Origin of the sequence: Streptomyces chartreusis NRRL 3882, assembly GCF_900236475.1 — a bacterium.
GTDB lineage: Bacteria > Actinomycetota > Actinomycetes > Streptomycetales > Streptomycetaceae > Streptomyces > Streptomyces chartreusis_D.
On the sequence record NZ_LT963352.1, the window covers coordinates 4,182,441 to 4,199,295 of the forward strand.

Genomic DNA, 16,855 nt, shown 5'->3' on the forward strand with positions numbered 1-16,855 from the left:
CGGTCATGCAGACCGATCACGAGCGCGGGGCGGCTCCCGCGCCGCCGCCGCGCGGACGGCGCGGCCGGCGTACGGTCCTGGTGGCCTCGGCTTTGGTCGTCGTGACGGCAGTCGCCGTGGTCGGTGCGCTGGGCCTCGGCGGAGGCGGGTCGGAGGACGGCTCCTCCGCCCCGCCCCGCTCAGGCTCCACCGTCCCGGTCACCCGGGCAACACTGACCGAACGCACCACGGTGGACGGCCAGTTGGGCTACGGCACTGAGATACCGCTGCCGATCAAGTCGACGGGCACCGTGACCTGGCTGCCCACGGAGGGCAGGACGGTGGAGCGCGGCGGCACTCTGCTGCGCGTCGACGACCGGCCGGTGGTGCTGCTGTACGGGACGCTGCCGATGTACCGGGACCTGGGCCTGACCGCGGACACCGGACAGGGCACCCGGCAGGACGCCGGGAACACGGGGGACGCCCAGGGCACGGGTGGCCAGGGCCCCACGGACGCCACCTCCAAGGCCCCGGCTCCCGCCGGATCGCCGACGCCGGGTGGCGCCGGGGCCGGAGGGACAGGGGGCACTCTGCGCGGGATGGACGTCCTGCAGTTCGAGAGCAATCTCGCCGCCCTCGGCTACACCGGCTTCACGATCGACGAGGAGTTCACCGACGCCACCGCCCGCGCGGTCAAGCGCTGGCAGGAGTCCCTCGGGCTTCCCCGGACCGGCAGGGTCGGCGTCGGGGACGTCGTCTACTCCACCGGCAGGGTGCGGATCGGCCACGCTGGTGTCCGGCTCGGCTCGGCAGTCACCGAGGACGTCCTCACGTACACCGGTACGTCTCGGAAGGTCGTCGTCAACGCCTCGGCGGCGGAGGACTCCTGGGCCGTGCGCGGCGCCGCCGTCACGATCGGGCTGCCCGACGGGAAATCGGTGAAGGGCGAGGTGGCCTCGGTGGGGAAGAAGGCGACCGCCCCCGAGGAGGGAGGCGGGGAGGGCGGCTCCGGGGCACCGACGGTTCCGGTGACCATCACCATCAAGGACCAGAAATCCGTGGGAAGGCTTCAGAGCGCGCCGGTCACCGTCGAGTACGTGGGGCGGGAACGGGCGGACGTCCTCACCGTCCCGGTCGCCGCGCTGGTCGCCCTCGCCGAGGGCGGCCACGGCCTGGAGACCGCGGACGGCCGGTTCGTCGCGGTGAAGACCGGGCTCTTCGCGGACGGCCGGGTGGAAGTGAGCGGAAACGCGGTCCGCGAGGGCATGAAGGTGAGGATCCCCGAGTGAGCGCAGCGCCGGCCGTCGTGGAGTTCGACGGGGTCTCCAAGACGTACCCCGGCGGTGTGGCGGCGGTACGGGACGTGACCTTACGCATCGGGCGCGGCGAACTCGTCGCGGTCGTCGGCCCGTCGGGATCTGGCAAGTCCAGCATGCTGAACCTCATGGGCAGCCTCGACCGGCCCTCCGCCGGGCGGGTGCTGGTCGACGGCCACGACGTGGCGAAGCTGACGGACCGTGAGGTGTCGGCGCTGCGGGCCACCCGGATCGGCTTCGTCTTCCAGCAGTTCCATCTGGCGGTGGGGGTTCCGGTCCTGGACTCCGTGGCCGACGGGCTGCTGTACGCCGGGGTACCGCTACGCCGCCGCCGGGCCAGGGCGGGGGTGGCGCTGGAACGAGTCGGCCTCAGCCACCGCGTCCACCACCTCCCGCACCAGCTGTCCGGCGGCGAGCGCCAGCGGGTGGCGGTGGCCCGGGCGGTGATCGGCGAACCGGCGGTCCTGCTGGCGGACGAGCCGACCGGCAACCTGGACTCCGCTTCCGGGGAGGCCGTACTCGGTCTGCTGCGCGAGCTGCACGCCGCCGGGACCACGGTCGTGATCATCACCCACGACCGGGAGATCGCGGCCGGCCTGCCCCGCCGCATCGAGATGCGCGACGGCCGCGTGGTGGCGGACACCACGACCACGGACGCGCCGAGCGAGGCGGTCCGATGACCGACGGTACGACGAACGGCCTCCCCATGGACGACGCCCCACCCACCCTGCCGTCCGGCCGCCGCAGGGACGCCGGACGTGGCCGCGGACGGGCGAGCGGTGCCGTCGGCGGCACGGACGGCGGGCTGCGGGCCGCCCGCCTCGGTCCCCAGGACATCGTGCGACTCGGCGGGACCGGGCTGCGGACTCGTCCCCTGCGGGTCTTCCTCTCCGCGCTCGGGATCGCGATCGGCGTCGCCGCCATGATCGCGGTGGTCGGAATCTCCGGCTCCGGCCGGGCGGAAGTGGACCGTCGGCTCGACGCGCTCGGCACCAATCTGCTGCGGGTCGCCCCCGGCGACACACTCGACGGCACGGAGGCGAAGCTGCCCCACGAGGCAGTCCCGATGATCGGCCGCGTCCCGCCCGTGCAGCAGGTCGCCGCCACCGGCGCAACCGACGCGCACATCTACCGCAACGAGCACATCGCCATCGGCCGCACCGGCTCCCTCGAGGTCCTCGCGGCCGGCACGGACCTGCTGCCGGCGGTCGGCGGCCACGTCCGCCGGGGCCGCTGGCTGGATTCCGCGACCGAGAAGTACCCGGCGGTCGTGCTCGGCTCCACGGCCGCGGGGCGGCTCGACGTGTACACGCCGGGGACCCGGGTCTGGCTCGGCGGCCGCTGGTTCTCCCTCGTCGGCGTCCTCGATCCCGTACCGCTCGCGCCGGAGCTCGACAGCGCGGCGTTGGTCGGCTGGCCGGCGGCCCGGACGTACCTGCGCTTCGACGGCCATCCGTCCACGGTCTATGTCCGCGCCGAGGACAGCCAGGTCGCGGAGGTACGGGCCGTGCTGCCGGCCACGGCGTACCCGGAGAAACCGGGCCAGGTCCGCATCTCCCGGCCCTCCGACGCGCTCGCCGCCCGCGAGGCCACCGAGTCGGCGCTGACCGGGCTGCTGCTCGGCCTCGGTGGCGTGGCCCTGCTCGTCGGTGGCGTGGGGGTCGGCAACACGATGGTCATCTCGGTCCTGGAGCGGCGCCCGGAGATCGGCCTGCGCCGGGCGCTGGGGGCGACCCGCGGCCAGATCAGGACCCAGTTCGTCACGGAGTCGCTGCTGCTGTCGCTCATCGGCGGCCTCGGCGGGACGGTGCTGGGGACCGCGATCACGGCGGCCTACGCCCTCAGCCGCGACTGGCCGACGGTCGTCCCGGTGTGGGCGAGTGCGGCGGGGATCGGCTGCACCCTCGTCATCGGCATGATCGCCGGACTGTATCCAGCGGTACGGGCGAGCCGACTGTCACCTACGGAGGCCCTGTCCGGCTCCTGAGCGGCCCGCCCGTCGTACGGGTCAGGGGCGGCCTCGGTGAGACCGCCCCTGACGCACTATGAGTCCGGCCTGCTCAGCACTGCTGCGGGAGTGCCGGCGGGCGTACTAGAAGCCGCAGTAAGTGAGGCTGCCGCCGTCGCTCAGCAGGTCGTCGCGGACCCAGCCGGTCGTACCGGTGGTGTCGTTCCGGAGGTACGTCCAGGTCTCACTGGTGTTCCCGATGCGCGTGTAGCAGTGGTAGTCGAGGTTGTGGGTGTTGTAGGCGATGCCGAGGATGGCGCAGCCGGTGCTGGAGCCGCTTCTCTGGTTGGCGCCGTTGGCCGTCCTGTCCCAGGAGCTGCTGTCCATGTCCGAGGCGGTCCTGCCGCAGGACGCGGCTGCGGAGGCCGGGGTGGAGAGGGCGAGCGGGACGGCCATGGCCACCGCCGCAAGGGCAGGTACGACAGCCGCGAGTCGACGCTTCATTTCTGTACCCCCATGAATCCATTTTCTGTTGGCACTGCTTGCCCGGGCACCGCTTGGCACCTGAGCAAAACAGCCACCACTGCATCAATCGGTGTGCAAGTGGCGTCAGTACAATCGCAGTCACAAAAATCCTGAAGAAATAATTCCGCCCGCAACTGTCCAGATTGTGTCGACGGGGGACCGAAAAATGTCACGAGCGAAAATGCGCCGCTCTAGCGCCTTTTTGGCCCAAGGCGCCCCCTTGACGAGCATCCGGCGCCCGCACCTCACGACTCCCAGTGGCGGCACGCGATGAGCTTCCGGCTCCGGGTACTCGGCCTGCTGATGCTGGTCGCGATGGCCGCGACCGCCGCCACCGCTTGGCTGACCCTGCGTCAGGCGAACCGCCAGGTGCAGGAGAGTGTCACCGCGGGACGGCAGGAGGTCTCCCGGATCACCGGCGAGCTCCGCGCGTACGGGGTCGCGCACGGCACCTGGGAGGGCCTCTCACCGACGGTGAGCCGCCTGGCCGAGGACACCGGCCAGCGCATCCGGGTCGCCACCGAGAACGACGTCCTGCTCGCCGATTCCGACGCGCTCCAGGGCCGTGCCCCCCGCCCGGTGAGCAGCCAGCCGCCGGTGCTGGTCGACCCGCGTCCCCTCCTGCGGATCCCCGCGGGACAGATACCGCGGACCTCGATGAAGCTCACGGCGACGGCGATCGCACAGTACCGCGCCGAAGCGGCGTACGCGGCCTGTCTGACCCGGGCGGGGGCCGAGGTGACGGCCCGGCCGGACGACACCGGCGTGCCGCGGATCCGCACGGAGCGCCGGCCGAAACAGTGCAAGGAGCCGACGGGCGAACCGGACCCCCGGACTGCGCAGGACCTCGCGGCGATCAGGACGTGCGAGTCCGAGCAGCAGTTCATCACTTGTCTGCAGCGGGTGTTCAACGAGCGCGTGGGCTCCGCCGCCCCGCCACGCCTGGAGATCCGTCTCGGCGTCCGGGACGAGTCCCCGCCCACCCTGGCCGCAGCACCCACGGTGGCCGTCGCCGGGGGCGTCGCCCTCGCCGCCGTGGTCGGCGCCCTGCTCCTGAGCCGGGCCGTGCTGCGCCCGGTCCGTGCCATGACCCTGGCCGCCGGGGGGCTGGGCGAGGGAGACCTGGGGCGGCGGGTCCCCGTCTCCGGCCGGGACGAGATCGCCCAACTCGGCCGTGCCTTCAACCGGATGGCAGACTCCATACAGGCCGGCGAGGAACGCCAGCGCCGCCTCACCGGTGACATCGCCCACGAGCTGCGCACCCCGCTGGCCAATCTGCGCGGCTATCTGGAGGCCCTGCGGGACGGGATCGTCGAACCGACCCCCGAGCTGCTCGACTCCCTCCACGAGGAGGCACTGCTGCAGCAGCGGATCGTGGACGACCTGCAGGATCTCGCGCTGGCCGAGGCCGGTGCACTCACCTACCACCGCGCGCGCGTCGACCTGCGCGAGCTCCTCGAAGCCGCCGGCACGGCCCACCGCGCCCAGGCCGACGCGGCGGGTGTCACGCTGAGGCTGGAGGCGCCGCAGCCTGTGTACGTCATCGCCGACGCCGACCGGCTGCGTCAGGTCGTCGGCAATCTGGTCGGCAACGCCCTGAGGGCCACGGCACCGGGCGGCACGGTGACACTCGCCCTGGTCCGGAGCGGCGATCTTGCGATCATTCAGGTGCGGGACACCGGCAAGGGCATACCCGCCGAGGACCTGCCGCATCTCTTCAACCGCTTCTGGCGGGCGGACGCGGCACGGGGCCGCGCCACCGGAGGGAGTGGCCTGGGGTTGTCCATCGCCCGCCAGATCGTGACCGATCACCAGGGGACGATCGACGTGGAGAGCGCCGTCGGCGTCGGCACCACGTTCACCGTCGCGCTCTCCACGGCCCGGCCGCGGGCCGACGCCGACTGATCAACCCGGTCAGGATCCCGGGAGCGCTTGGGTGGGGGCCGAGCTGTCCAGCAGGCGGTACCCCCGGCCGTACACGGTCTCCAGATGGCGTGGCCGGGCCGGGTCGTCCCCCAGCTTCCGGCGCAGGTTGCGCACATGGGCGTCCACCGTGCGCTCGAGTACATCGCTGTCGAAGCCGAAGGCGCTCTCGATGATCTGGGCCCGGGTGAACACCCGCCCCGGCTTGCGGGCCAGAGCCTCCAGGATGGAGAACTCCTTGGAGGTCAGCGCCACCGGACGGTCCGCCACCCGGACCTCGAAGCGGGCGGTGTCCAGTTCGACCGCGCCGACCCGCAGCACCTCGCTCCCGGCCGCGCCGCCTTTCCTGGAGCGCCGCAGCAGCGCCCGTACGCGCGCGGTGAGTTCGCGGGGACTGTAGGGCTTGGTGAGGTAGTCGTCGGCCCCCAGATCAAGGCCGAGGAGCATGTCCTCCTCGGTGCTGCGGGCGGTCAGCAGCAGAATCGGCACCTCGGAGGCCTCGGCACGCAGAATGCGGCATACGTCGAGGCCGTCGACGAGCGGCAGCATCACATCGAGAACGATGAGATCCAGCCCCGTCGAACGTGCCCGTTCCAGCGCTGCCCTGCCGTCGCCCACGACCTGCACGGCGTTGCCTTCCCGTTCCAGATAAATCCGTATGAGACGAGATTGCTTTTCGTCGTCTTCGGCGACCAGGATGCGCGCGCTCAACGATTCTCCTCAGCGAGGCCCTGCACGATTCCATCACCGTTGATACCAACGCGCCCCCGGAATTCCCACCTCCGGGAAACTCCCGGTTCCCTGGACTGAAGGGCGTCGGGGGGCCTGAAGGCACCGAAAAAGGCATACGGCGCGTACAGCACGTACCTGCTCGTACGCGCCGACGCGCCGCCGGTGCGGAGGCCTGCCGGTCCTACTCCTCGTCCTCGGGCTTCTCCGCCTCGTTGATCTCCTCCTCGAGACCGAGCTGCTCGATGAGCCACTTGTCGAACTCGATCGCGGCCCGCACCCAGCTGACCGTCGAGGAGACGAAGTGCTCCAGGCTCACACCCATGCCGATCAGCATCTGGGCCTCGCCGATCAGGCGGACCGTGCCGTCGTCGTGGGTGTGGCTGTAGACCTTGGGCCACAGGGTGCGGCGGTTCCAGTCGTCGATGGACTCCAGGATCTGCGGCTTGGCCTCGATCTCGTGGGGCCGGTCGTAGAACGTCCGCACGGAGAAGACCTGCTGGTCTCCCTCACCCCGGAACATGAAGTAGGTGCGGAACTGCTCCCACGGCGCCGCGAGGTCCCCCTCGTCGTCGACGACGTACTTGAGCTCCATCTGGTCGAGGAGCTGCTTCACGAGGTCCTGATCCGGGACGACGGGGCCCGCCGGTCCTTGCGGCTGCGGCTCGGGCTGGCCCCCGAAGTTCGGAATCGAGGACGGGTCGATGGTCACCGTGATTTTCCCTTCGTACGGATTCCGCCATCCTCCCCCATCCGGGGAGGGGGGTGGCAAGCCCCGACAGACCCTCTAAGCCCATGGCTGACACGATCCGGTCAACCGCAACCTCCAGGTGCCGCGCGCCGTCCTCCTGAATGACGGACGGAGGGGGCGACGGCGGCGGAACCGGACAGGGGCTGCACGCGGTGGCGGCTGATCCTGCCCGTCCTGGCCGTGCCGGTGCTCGTCCTCGGGTTCCTGATCGCCGGCCTCTTCGTCCGGGCTCTGCCGGACGAGGGGGATCCACGCGAGGGGGCCCTGCGGAAGGTGCCCCGCGGGCAGGCGCCGGCCTCCGGCGGCGCCTCGCCCCCGGCGCACGCCCACGTCGGGACCTGCACCCTGCAGCAGGGCATCGACGCCGCGTACACGGCGGTGCAGCGGATGCCGCGCGAGGACGTCCGCGGCTGGCTGCGCGAGACGTATCCGAACGCGCCCGAGGCCCGCTCGGACGGCTCCTGCGGGGCGCTCTGTCTCGACGTGAGCCACGAGGACGGCCCGCCCGCCGCGGCCGGGGCGCACGTGGTGCAGGTGCGGGGGGAGTACGAGAACGCCGAGACAGCGCGGGTGCGCTTCTCGGCGTTCACCATGTGACGTCCTGTGACGTCCTACAGCGTCTTGCCCGTCGCCGGTCCCACCAGCAGTTCGTCGCCGTAGCGGTCCACCCGGACCGTGTCGCCGTCCTTGATCTCGCCGGACAGGATCTCCTTGGCGAGGCGGTCGCCGATGGCCGACTGGACGAGCCGGCGCAGCGGGCGGGCGCCGTACGCCGGGTCCATGCCCTCCTCCGCGAGCCAGGCCAGGGCCTCGGGCGTGATGTCCAGCGTGAGGCGCCGCTCGGCGAGCCGCTTGGCCAGGCGCTCGATCTGGAGCTTCGCGATGCGCTCCAGCTCGGGCTTGGTCAGGGCGGCGAAGACGACCAGGTCGTCCAGGCGGTTGAGGAACTCCGGCTTGAAGGAGGTCCGCACCACCTCCAGGACCTGTTCCTTCTTCTCCACCTCGCTGGTGAGCGGATCGACCAGGAACTGGCTGCCCAGGTTCGACGTCAGGACGAGGATCGTGTTGCGGAAGTCGACCGTACGGCCCTGCCCGTCCGTGAGACGCCCGTCGTCGAGCACCTGGAGCAGGATGTCGAAGACCTCGGGGTGCGCCTTCTCCACCTCGTCCAGCAGGACGACGGAGTACGGCCGCCTGCGCACCGCCTCCGTGAGCTGGCCGCCCTCCTCGTAGCCGACGTATCCGGGCGGCGCGCCGACCAGCCGGGCCACGCTGTGCTTCTCGCTGTACTCCGACATGTCGATGCGGACCATCGCCCGCTCGTCGTCGAAGAGGAAGTCGGCGAGGGCCTTGGCCAGCTCGGTCTTGCCGACGCCGGTCGGGCCGAGGAAGAGGAAGGAGCCGGTGGGGCGGTCGGGGTCGGCGATCCCGGCCCGCGAGCGCCGCACGGCGTCGGACACCGCCCGCACGGCCTCGGTCTGGCCGATGAGCCGCTTGCCGAGCTCGTCCTCCATGCGGAGCAGCTTCTGCGTCTCGCCCTCCAGCAGACGCCCGGCGGGGATGCCGGTCCAGGAGGCGACGACGTCGGCGATGTCGTCGGCGCCGACCTCGTCCTTGACCATGGTGTCCCTGGCGACCTCCTCCTCGGCCTCGGAGGCGGCCTCCAGTTCCTTCTCCAGGGCGGGGATCTCGCCGTAGAGCAGCTTGGAGGCGGTATCGAAGTCGCCGTCGCGCTGGGCGCGCTCGGCCTGGCCGCGCAGTTCGTCGAGGCGTTCCTTCAGCTCACCGACCCGGTTGAGGGACTGCTTCTCCTTCTCCCAGCGGGCGGTGAGGCCGCGCAGCTCCTCCTCCTTGTCGGCGAGGTCGCGGCGCAGCTTCTCCAGGCGCTCGCGGGAGGCCGCGTCGGTCTCCTTGCCGATCGCGAGCTCCTCCATCTTCAGCCGGTCGACGGCGCGCTGGAGTTCGTCGATCTCGACAGGGGACGAGTCGATCTCCATGCGCAGCCGCGAGGCGGCCTCGTCGACGAGGTCGATGGCCTTGTCGGGCAGGAAGCGGGAGGTGATGTACCGGTCGGAGAGAGCGGCGGCCGCGACCAGCGCGCTGTCGGCGATCTGCACCTTGTGGTGGGCCTCGTAGCGGCCCTTGAGGCCGCGCAGGATCGCGATGGAGTCCTCGACGCTCGGCTCGGCGACCAGCACCTGCTGGAAGCGCCGCTCCAGGGCGGCGTCCTTCTCGATCCGCTCCCGGTACTCGTCCAGTGTGGTGGCACCGACCATGCGCAGCTCACCGCGGGCGAGCATGGGCTTGAGCATGTTGCCCGCGTCCATGGCGGAGTCGCCGCCGGCACCGGCCCCCACGACGGTGTGCAGCTCGTCGATGAAGGTGATGATCTGCCCGTCGGAGTCCTTGATCTCGGCGAGGACGGTCTTCAGCCGCTCCTCGAACTCGCCGCGGTACTTGGCCCCGGCGACCATGGCGCCCAGATCGAGCGCGACGAGCCGCTTGTCCTTGAGGGACTCCGGCACGTCCCCCTTGACGATCCGCTGGGCGAGCCCCTCGACGACGGCGGTCTTGCCGACACCGGGCTCGCCGATGAGCACGGGGTTGTTCTTGGTGCGCCGGGACAGCACCTGCACCACGCGCCGGATCTCCTGGTCCCGCCCGATGACGGGGTCGAGCTTTCCTTCCCGCGCGGCGGCGGTGAAGTCGGTGCCGAACTTCTCCAGGGCCTTGTACTGCCCCTCGGGGTCGGCCGTGGTCACGCGCCGCTGACCTCGCGTCTTCTGGAAGGCGTCCTGGAGCTTCCTGGCGTCGGCGCCCTGCTGGGACAGCACCTCGCCGGCCGCGCCGCCCTTCGCGGCGATGCCGATGAGCAGGTGCTCCGTGGAGAGGTACTCGTCCCCGAGGTCCTTGGCGCGGGTCTGCGCGTCGGCGACGACGGCGAGCATCTCGCGGTTGGGCTGGGGCGGCGCCACGGTGGACCCGGTCACGCTGGGCAGCCCGGCGAGCACGCGCTCGGCTCCGGCGCGTACGGCCGCCTGGTCGGCGTCGACCGCGGCGAGCAGATCGGTGATGTTCTCGTTCTCCTGCCCCTGGAGCAGTGCGAGAAGCAGGTGGGCTGGGGTGAGGTCGGGGTGCCCCTCGGTCACGGCCCGGTTGCTGGCCGCGTTGATGGCGTCCCGGCTCCGGTTGGTCAGCTCGGCGTCCACGTTCGCGTTCTCCTCCTTGCACTGACCCGAACGACTTGCACAAAGTTGAGTCTAGTCCACTCAAGGCCGGTTCGGGGAGGAGGCAGGGGTTAAGTTCCGGGGCATGGCGACCAAGTACTCCGTCGATCCGGGCGCCCCGGACCCGCCGTATCTCACCTTCTGGCGGGAGCGGCACGTGTGCACCCTGACGACTCCCCGCCCGGACGGCACTCCGCACGTGGTACCCGTCGGGGTCACATACGATCCCGCGGCCCGGCTCGCCCGGGTGATCACGAACAAGGCGAGCGCCAAGGTGCGGCACGTCCTGGCCGCCGGGGAGCAGGGCGCGGCGGTCGCGGTCTGCCAGCTGGAGGGCCGGCGCTGGGCGACGCTGGAGGGCCGGGCCTTCGTCCGCACGGAACCGGAGCGGGTGGCGGAGGCGGAACGCCGCTACGCGGAACGCTACGGACGGACCCCCTCGCCGAACCCCGCACGTGTGGTGATCGAGATCGAGCTGACGCGAGCGATGGGGCGCGGTTGATCGACGCGGTTGATCGAAGTGAAAATCCACACCGGTGATCGACTGGATCCGGCCACTGCGCGACTGGGGTGATACCCGGAAATGTCTCCAGAAACTGCAGCGGCGTCACCGTGTTCAGGTCACGGTGACGCCGCTGCGGGGGGAAGCACCTGAGCGATCTGTTACGACGGGGGAATCGCGTCAGGCACTGCGGGGGGTGGCAGAGATGGTCCTCGGGACAGGTGAGTCGGCTTCCACCTGCTCGTGGTCCCGTTTATCCAGATTCACAAAGATCATTCCGTACCGTACGGCACACCGCACAGGCTGCGGCGCCCCCCGAGGCCGCCGCAGACACCGGTAAGCCCGTACGTCCTCGTCCTCGTCCCGCGTGACGACCACCGGCTCGCCGAAAACGGTCACCATCAACGAGTCGCCGCTGTGGGGGATGGCGGTGACCAGGTCGATGAAGTGCCAGCCGGAACGGTAGGCGGTGGCCATCTCACGGCGGAAGGAGCGGTCGTCGGGTGGAGTGGTCAAGGTCAGCTCCCGGCTCCGTCTGCCGTGGCCGCAGCCGGCCACACACTGTCGGCCAGAACATGGCTCTTGGTAGCCGCAGGCCAGACACTGTCCGCCCGGTCATCGCCCTTCGCACCCGAGAGGCCGCTCACAGCCCCGAAGGCCACGACGGCAGAGAAGGCGGCGACAAGCCCCAAGCGAAGCATTCTGTTACGCATAGTCGGCTTCGTCCTCACTTGAAGGTCCCCTCTTCCCCCGTCGAATACGACGATGGCTCATTCGGGCACGTCATGGCCACAGAATCAATGCATCATGTTCCTGCATGTTCAGGACCCTGGGGGGTGGAGATTTGACAACGAATCGGACCAAGGTGACACATCCCCATGTGGTGACCGAGATGTGCGAGGAAGGTGGCCGACTTTACGCGAACGCCCTGCGTGCGGGACGAATCCTGCGGACGGATGTGGAAGCGGCTCCCTGCCTGATGGAGTTCGCCCTGCTCCACCCGGATCCCGACGACCCGGACTGGCTGCGGCCCATACCCCCGGCCGTGGCACTCGCCCAGCGGCTCAATCCCATCGAGAACGAGATCACCGAGCGCAGGCGCGTGTCGGTCGAACTGTCCGATGCCTTCGCCCCGTTCATGGCACTCAGCGCCCAGAACGCGATGACCAGCGACTCGATCACGGTGCTGGAGGGCAGCGAGCGCATCAATGCGGCGCTCAACCTGGCCACGGCCCAGTGTCAGACCGAGATGCTGACGATCCAGCCGAGCGGCCACCGGCCCGAGCGCAGCCTGATCCAGGGCCTGGAGCGCGACCGGCCGCTGATCGAACGTGGTGTGCGCATACGGACGTTGTATCCGCACACGGCCCGGTACAACCCTGAGAGGCTCGCCTACGCGGGCCAACTCTCCGACGGCAAGGTGGAGCACCGGACCATCGACGGACTGGTCGAGCGGCTCATCGTCTGTGACGAGACCGTCGCCTTCATCCCCACCCGCGACGACCAGAAGATCGCGCTCGAACTCCGTCACCCGGGCCTCGTCTGTTACCTGATCAAGGTCTTCGAGTTCATGTGGGACCGAGCAGTCCCGCTGAGCGCCGGCGCCCCCTACGAAACCGCCCCCGACGGCATCACGGAGATCCAGCACTCGATCGCCAAGCTCCTGGTCGAAGGGCACGTCGACGAGGCCATAGCCCGCCGCCTCGGTATGAACGTCCGCACCTGCCGGGCCCACATTGCCAAGCTGGCCCATGCCCTGGGGAGCGGCAGCCGCGCCCAACTCGGCTATCTCATCGCCCAGTCCGGAATCCTGGAGCGCGAGGGAGCAGCCGAGTGACCTCGGCTCCCCATCAGCGACACAGCGCAGAACAACTGTGCTCGACGGGAAGAAGGCTGTACGAACAGGCGCTCCGTCAGGGGTACCTGCCGATCGAGGTGACCGAGGCGGCCCCATGCCTGATCAACCTGGGACTGCTCCGCCCCAGCGCCGACAGCCTGAGCCGATTGGAGCCGGTTGCGCCGGTCGTCGCTCTGCACCGGCTCCTGCGTGCCTCCGAGGAACAGATCGCCCGGGAACGGCGGCGCGAGGCACGGCTGACGGAGACATTCGACCCCCTCCTACGACTCGGCGGCTATCCGGAGGCCACCGACGCCTCGCACCTCCGCACGCTCTCCGGCACGGAGCAGATCAACGGGGCCATCACCGAGGCCATGGCCCAGGCGTCCCGGGAGGTGCTCACGATCCAGCCCCGTACCGGGCTCACCGGACGACGCGGTGAGGAGTCCGACGCGATCGCCCTGGTCCGGGACCAGGACGTACTGGATCGCGGCGCACGTGTGCGCACTCTCTACCCGCACACCCTGCGCCACTTCCCCAGCATCGCGGCCCGTCACGAGCGACTGGTGGGAGACATCGAGGCCCGCAGTCTGGACGAGGTCACCGACCGGATGATCCTCATCGATGCTGCTGTCGCCTTCATCCCCGTGGATCCGGACGGCACCGTCGCGCTGGAGATCCGACACCCGGCGATCGCCCGCCATCTGGCCACCACCTTCGACCGATTGTGGCGCCTGGCGACCCCCATGTACCCCGAAGCCGTCCCCCCGCCCTCCCCCAACGGCATCACCCCCCGCCAACGCGCCATAGCCGCCCTCCTCACCGAAGGCCACACCGACGCCGTCATAGCCGACCGCCTCGGCATGAACATCCGCACCGCCCGCGTCCACATCGCCAAGCTCGCCGCGACGCTGGGCAGTCAGAGCAGGGCCCAACTCGGCTACCTCATCGGGCAGTCCGGGATTCTTGACCAGGAACGCTGAGGGTCGGCGAAGCAGCCGGCCGCAGCGGACCGTCCAGGCCCGCCTGGGCGATCCGCACGCCCAACTGCGTACGGCTCGCCGCCCCGAGCGTCTCCGACAGCCGGGCGATGTGCGCCCGGCACGTCCGCACACTGATCCCCAGCCGTTCCGCGATCACCGCGTCCTGGTGGCCCTCCGCCAGCAGCGCGGCGATGGACTGCTCCCGGTGCGAGATGCCCTCGATGCCGGTGTCGGGAAGCGGCGCCGTCAGCGGGATGGCCAGGCGCCAGAGTCGCTCGAACACCGTGACCAGGTACTCGACGATCGCCGGGTGCCGTAGCTCCAGGGCCATCGTGCGGTCGGTGTTGGCGGGGATGAAGGCCACCGTCCGGTCGAAGAGGATCAGCCGGTCGATCACCTCGTCCAGTGTGCGCGCCTCCACCGCGTCGCCCATCAGCTCCAGATAGGTCATCAGACCCTGCCCGTGCCGGGCGACATGCGTGTACAGGTCCCGCATCCGCACGCCCCGGCCGCGCAACGCCAGTGCCCGGTGCAGCCCCTCGGAGAGTTCCGCCTCGCGCCGGATGCCGCCCGGCTGCACCGTGAGCACCTCGGTCGTGCACGCCTGGGTCGCCTCGTCCATCGCGGCCTGGATCCGGGCGAGCCCGTCCAGCACCCGGATCGCCGAGCCCTCGGCCGCGAGCGGGGCCGGCTGCACCTGTCGTCCCAGCCCGGCGTACCACTCGAACGCCGCCACGGCCGAACCCACCCGCCGCTGGCTCGCGCTGACCTCGTCGTACATCCCGCGCAGCAGCCGGGTCATGACCTCCTGCGGAGAGGTCGGCACCAGCCAGTCCATGTCGTCGGGGTCCGGGTGCAGCAGGGCGAGTTCCAGCAGACAGGGCACCGGATCCGCGTCCCGGCGCGGCACGCGGCCCCGCCGTACGGCCCGGGAGTACACGCGATCCCCGGCCTCGCACAGTCGGTCGGCACCATGTGGATGCTGCTCCGCCCCGCGCCCGGCCATCGCCGATCCCACCCCCGGTTTCGCCGTCTTTCCGCAGCGCAACTATGCGCGGACCGGACCTGCTCCGCAACACGGCTCCCCGCACCACCCTCGCCGGAAACCACCGGTACATCCCGGTATTCCCGCGCCTCAGCTCCTCACCTTGCAACAAATGGCCGGGGGGTGACCGGATCCCGCCGGACCCCTCCGGGGGTGAGGCGGAGGAGGCCGGGGAGAACGGAAGGGGTGGATGGAAGGGCAGGGGGAGGGCGGAAGGCGGCGGAGCGATCGGCTACTTCAGGCCGATCGCCTCGCAGGCCGACTTGTACTTCGCCGTGCAGATGTCCGACAGCTTGTAGATGTCGTCGGCGACGACCGTGTCCTTGATGTTCTCCTTGGTGAGGGCGACCACCGGCACGAGCTGGGCCGGAATGCCCTTGTGGGTGGGGCTGTCGACCTTGTCGCGGGTGAGGGCGGCAAACTGGATGTCCCGGCCCTGGACCTTCGCCACGGCCATCTCCGCGGCGTTCTCGGCCTCCTGCGGGTACGACTTGTACACGCTCATGTACTGGTCACCGGTGATGATCCGCTGCACCGCCGGGAGCTCCGCGTCCTGCCCGGTGATCGGCGGCAGGTCGGTCACGCCCGCGGCCTCCAGGGCCTTGACGATGCCGCCCGCCATGCCGTCGTTGGCGGAGTACACCGCGGCGATGTTGTCCCTGCCGATCTTCTCGATCGCCTTGGCCATGTTGGCCTGCGCGTTCTCCGGCTTCCAGTCCTTGGTGTCGAAGGACTGCGCGATGGTCACCTTGCCGTTCAGCTCGGACAGCGCACCGGCCTTGAACTGCTTGGCGTTCGGGTCCGTCGGCGAGCCGTTCATCATGACGATCTTGTCGGAGAGGCTCGCCTTCTCTCCGATGGCCTCCAGCAGGGTACGCCCCTGGACCTCGCCGACCAGTTCGTTGTCGAAGGAGATGTACGCGTCGATCGGGCCCTCGGCCAGCCGGTCGTAGGCGATGACCGGGATGCCGGCGTCCTTGGCCTTCTGCACGCCCCCCGCGATGGCGTGCGAGTCGACGGCGTCCAGCAGGATCACGTCGACCCGGTCGTCGATCATCTGCTGCAGCTGGCTCGCCTGCTTGTCGGCGCTCGCCTCGGCGTTGGCGTACTCGACGCGGCCCTTGTCGTTGGTGAGGGACTCGACCTTCCGCTTGATGATCGGGTAGTCGAAGTTCTCGTAGCGCGTGTTCGCCGTCTCCGGCAGCAGCAGGCCCACCGTGATGTCGTTGCCCTTGGTCGGGCTGGCGTCGTCGCTGCTCCCGGTCGCGTTGAGCACGCCGCAGCCGGCGAGCGTGACGGACATCGTGGCCGCGGCCACGGATATGGAGATACGACGACGCATGCGGGAGCTCACTTCGCGTGTGATTCGGACGTGGGCACACTTTGTGGCCCATGTGACTGAAAAGCCAACGCGGGTGCGCCCCCCAGCGTCAAGCGGAACCACTTAACGAGATGGCAACACCACGTTCCGCGAGCGTTGTGAAGACTCTGCGGAATCGCCTCCAAGCGCCTTGCACCATCCAGTCATCCACGGGAGGACCCGCGAAAACACCCCAAGGCATCCCAAGGAACCCCAAGGCACGCGAAAGGGGCCGGGAGTCGCCTCCCGGCCCCTTTCACAGGTGTGTGCGCGTCAGTCCGACTGCTGCTGCCGCTTCGGCCGCCACACCACCAGCGCACTGGTCTGCTGGACCTCCTGGTACGGCACCAGGTCACGGCGGTACGACGCGTGCACCGCCGCCTCGCGCTGGCGCATGGCCGCCGCCGCGCCGTCGAGCGCGTCCTCCAGCTCGGCCACCCGGGCCTGGAGCGCGGCGACCTGGTTCTCCAGTTCGATGATGCGCTTGATGCCCGCCAGGTTGATGCCCTCGTCCTGCGACAACTGCTGCACCTGGCGGAGCAGTTCGATGTCGCGGGCCGAGTAGCGGCGGCCCCGGCCGGCGGTGCGGTCCGGGGACACCAGGCCCAGACGGTCGTACTGGCGCAGGGTCTGCGGGTGCAGGCCGGACAGCTGGGCCGCCACCGAGATGACGTAGACCGGGGTCTCCTCGGTCAGTTCATACGGGTTGCGTCGACGACCGTCCATCTGA

At 70.2% G+C, this 16,855-nt stretch carries 16 protein-coding genes; 8 read left to right on the forward strand and 8 right to left on the reverse strand.

The genetic code is table 11. The features are described 5' to 3' along the window. Positions 1-5 precede the first annotated feature (5 nt). From SCNRRL3882_RS18755 to SCNRRL3882_RS18765, 3 genes are read left to right on the forward strand one after another with little or no spacing between them, the layout of a single operon-like run. Positions 6-1,268, forward strand: coding sequence for a peptidoglycan-binding protein (locus SCNRRL3882_RS18755; protein ID WP_231911142.1), 1,263 nt, complete (start codon positions 6-8; stop codon positions 1,266-1,268). Then, complete coding sequence (locus SCNRRL3882_RS18760; RefSeq protein ID WP_010032086.1) at positions 1,265-1,975, forward strand: ABC transporter ATP-binding protein; 711 nt, start codon at positions 1,265-1,267, stop codon at positions 1,973-1,975. Before SCNRRL3882_RS18755 ends, SCNRRL3882_RS18760 begins: the two co-directional genes overlap by 4 nt. Further along, a complete protein-coding gene (locus tag SCNRRL3882_RS18765) occupies positions 1,972-3,282 on the forward strand; it encodes an ABC transporter permease (RefSeq protein WP_010032087.1) in 1,311 nt (436 codons plus the stop codon). Before SCNRRL3882_RS18760 ends, SCNRRL3882_RS18765 begins: the two co-directional genes overlap by 4 nt. A 105-nt stretch (positions 3,283-3,387) precedes the next feature. Here the strand turns inward: SCNRRL3882_RS18765 and SCNRRL3882_RS18770 are convergent, their stop codons facing one another. Beyond that, positions 3,388-3,747, reverse strand: a complete 360-nt coding sequence (locus SCNRRL3882_RS18770; RefSeq protein ID WP_029180621.1) for an SH3 domain-containing protein — start codon at positions 3,745-3,747, stop codon at positions 3,388-3,390. A gap of 291 nt (positions 3,748-4,038) precedes the next feature. Between SCNRRL3882_RS18770 and SCNRRL3882_RS18775 the strand changes: the two genes are divergently transcribed. Continuing rightward, on the forward strand, positions 4,039-5,673 hold the full coding sequence (locus SCNRRL3882_RS18775; protein ID WP_010032091.1) for an ATP-binding protein: 1,635 nt from the start codon (positions 4,039-4,041) through the stop codon (positions 5,671-5,673). A gap of 9 nt (positions 5,674-5,682) precedes the next feature. Here the strand turns inward: SCNRRL3882_RS18775 and SCNRRL3882_RS18780 are convergent, their stop codons facing one another. Together SCNRRL3882_RS18780 and SCNRRL3882_RS18785 are read right to left on the reverse strand one after the other, a co-directional pair. Next, on the reverse strand, positions 5,683-6,402 hold the full coding sequence (locus SCNRRL3882_RS18780; protein WP_029180622.1) for a response regulator transcription factor: 720 nt from the start codon (positions 6,400-6,402) through the stop codon (positions 5,683-5,685). 202 nt (positions 6,403-6,604) lie between these two features. After that, positions 6,605-7,132, reverse strand: coding sequence for a YbjN domain-containing protein (locus SCNRRL3882_RS18785; protein ID WP_010032094.1), 528 nt, complete (start codon positions 7,130-7,132; stop codon positions 6,605-6,607). 219 nt (positions 7,133-7,351) lie between these two features. Here SCNRRL3882_RS18785 and SCNRRL3882_RS18790 point away from each other — a divergent pair, with 219 nt between their 5' ends. Further along, on the forward strand, positions 7,352-7,768 hold the full coding sequence (locus SCNRRL3882_RS18790) for a hypothetical protein (protein WP_010032096.1): 417 nt from the start codon (positions 7,352-7,354) through the stop codon (positions 7,766-7,768). 14 nt (positions 7,769-7,782) lie between these two features. On the opposite strand, the gene clpB is transcribed toward SCNRRL3882_RS18790, so the two are convergent. Next, positions 7,783-10,380 carry an ATP-dependent chaperone ClpB gene (gene clpB, locus SCNRRL3882_RS18795; protein ID WP_010032099.1) on the reverse strand — a complete coding sequence of 866 codons (2,598 nt, stop codon included), beginning with the start codon at positions 10,378-10,380 and terminating at the stop codon, positions 7,783-7,785. A 103-nt stretch (positions 10,381-10,483) separates the two neighbouring features. Here clpB and SCNRRL3882_RS18800 point away from each other — a divergent pair, with 103 nt between their 5' ends. Further along, on the forward strand, positions 10,484-10,900 hold the full coding sequence (locus SCNRRL3882_RS18800; RefSeq protein WP_010032102.1) for a pyridoxamine 5'-phosphate oxidase family protein: 417 nt from the start codon (positions 10,484-10,486) through the stop codon (positions 10,898-10,900). A gap of 180 nt (positions 10,901-11,080) precedes the next feature. On the opposite strand, the gene SCNRRL3882_RS18805 is transcribed toward SCNRRL3882_RS18800, so the two are convergent. Next, entirely contained in the window at positions 11,081-11,416 is a 336-nt protein-coding gene (locus SCNRRL3882_RS18805) for a hypothetical protein (RefSeq protein WP_010032103.1), read from the reverse strand. A 301-nt stretch (positions 11,417-11,717) separates the two neighbouring features. Between SCNRRL3882_RS18805 and SCNRRL3882_RS18815 the strand changes: the two genes are divergently transcribed. Continuing rightward, entirely contained in the window at positions 11,718-12,737 is a 1,020-nt protein-coding gene (locus SCNRRL3882_RS18815) for a hypothetical protein (protein WP_029180623.1), read from the forward strand. After that, the gene (locus tag SCNRRL3882_RS18820) at positions 12,734-13,720 is read left to right on the forward strand and encodes a helix-turn-helix transcriptional regulator (protein ID WP_010032106.1); all 987 of its coding nucleotides are present in this window, start codon (positions 12,734-12,736) and stop codon (positions 13,718-13,720) included. Before SCNRRL3882_RS18815 ends, SCNRRL3882_RS18820 begins: the two co-directional genes overlap by 4 nt. Here SCNRRL3882_RS18820 and SCNRRL3882_RS18825 read toward each other — a convergent pair. From SCNRRL3882_RS18825 to SCNRRL3882_RS18835, 3 genes are all read right to left on the reverse strand, one after another. Beyond that, entirely contained in the window at positions 13,683-14,726 is a 1,044-nt protein-coding gene (locus tag SCNRRL3882_RS18825; RefSeq protein WP_029180624.1) for a helix-turn-helix transcriptional regulator, read from the reverse strand. The genes SCNRRL3882_RS18820 and SCNRRL3882_RS18825 overlap by 38 nt on opposite strands. Positions 14,727-14,997: 271 nt before the next feature. Next, complete coding sequence (locus tag SCNRRL3882_RS18830; protein WP_202458307.1) at positions 14,998-16,107, reverse strand: sugar ABC transporter substrate-binding protein; 1,110 nt, start codon at positions 16,105-16,107, stop codon at positions 14,998-15,000. Positions 16,108-16,398: 291 nt separating this feature from the next. Further along, positions 16,399-16,851, reverse strand: a complete 453-nt coding sequence (locus tag SCNRRL3882_RS18835) for a heat shock protein transcriptional repressor HspR (protein ID WP_010032111.1) — start codon at positions 16,849-16,851, stop codon at positions 16,399-16,401. Positions 16,852-16,855 lie beyond the last annotated feature (4 nt).